Annotated in this window: 1 pseudogene and 1 other annotated feature; the pseudogene reads right to left on the minus strand. The window is 55.1% G+C overall.

Features of this window, described 5'->3' with window-relative positions:
- Positions 1-614: pseudogene (locus FKW19_RS15265) on the minus strand (IS3 family transposase); the annotation flags it as partial.
- Positions 504-624, minus strand: a sequence feature (AL1L pseudoknot). (Overlaps the previous pseudogene by 111 nt.)
- Between the last annotated feature and the right edge of the window lie 48 nt (positions 625-672).

A 672-nucleotide genomic window follows, 5' to 3' on the forward strand; every position in this document is an offset into this window, starting at 1 on the left:
GAATGGTGGGTCACTTTTCCCTCTGGCCGCCTCTGGCACAGAGCCTGCTCAAGGGCATCCAGCACGAAGTCAGTATGGGCCGTTGAGGAGACACGCCAGCCCACAATGACCCGGGCAAACACATCAATGATGAAGGCCACATAAACAAAGCCCTGCCATGTAGAAACGTAAGTAAAATCCGAAACCCAGAGTCTGTTAGGGGTTGGTGCATGAAACTGGCGCTGCACCAGATCCTGTGGGCAGGGACGTTGTGGATCAGGACGTGTGGTTCTGATCCCCTTGCCACGAATGACGCCTTTCAGCCCCATCCGGCGCATCAGCCGCTCTACCGTGCAGCGGGCGACATCCAGACCTTCACGTTTGAGCTGATGCCAGACCTTGCGCGCTCCATAGACGCAGAAATTATCGTTCCAGACCCTGCGGATTTCATGACACAGATCTTTGTCTTTCTGGTTGCGCACACAAGGATTTTTCTGCCTGGCAACGGTTGCATAATAGACAGATGGTGCAATCGGCAGGATCTTGCAGATTGACCCGACACCATATGTCTGCCGGTGCTCATCAATGAAGCGCGTCATGGCCTGAACCAGATGGGGTGGACGGCCTCCCTGCGGCATCGATGTGCCATAATGGAGGTTCACTGACCATCAGAAGGAGACCGCCCGGATGAAA

Origin of the sequence: Acetobacter sp. DmW_125128, from assembly GCF_008704325.1 — a bacterium.
Classification (GTDB): Bacteria; Pseudomonadota; Alphaproteobacteria; order Acetobacterales; family Acetobacteraceae; genus Acetobacter; species Acetobacter oryzifermentans.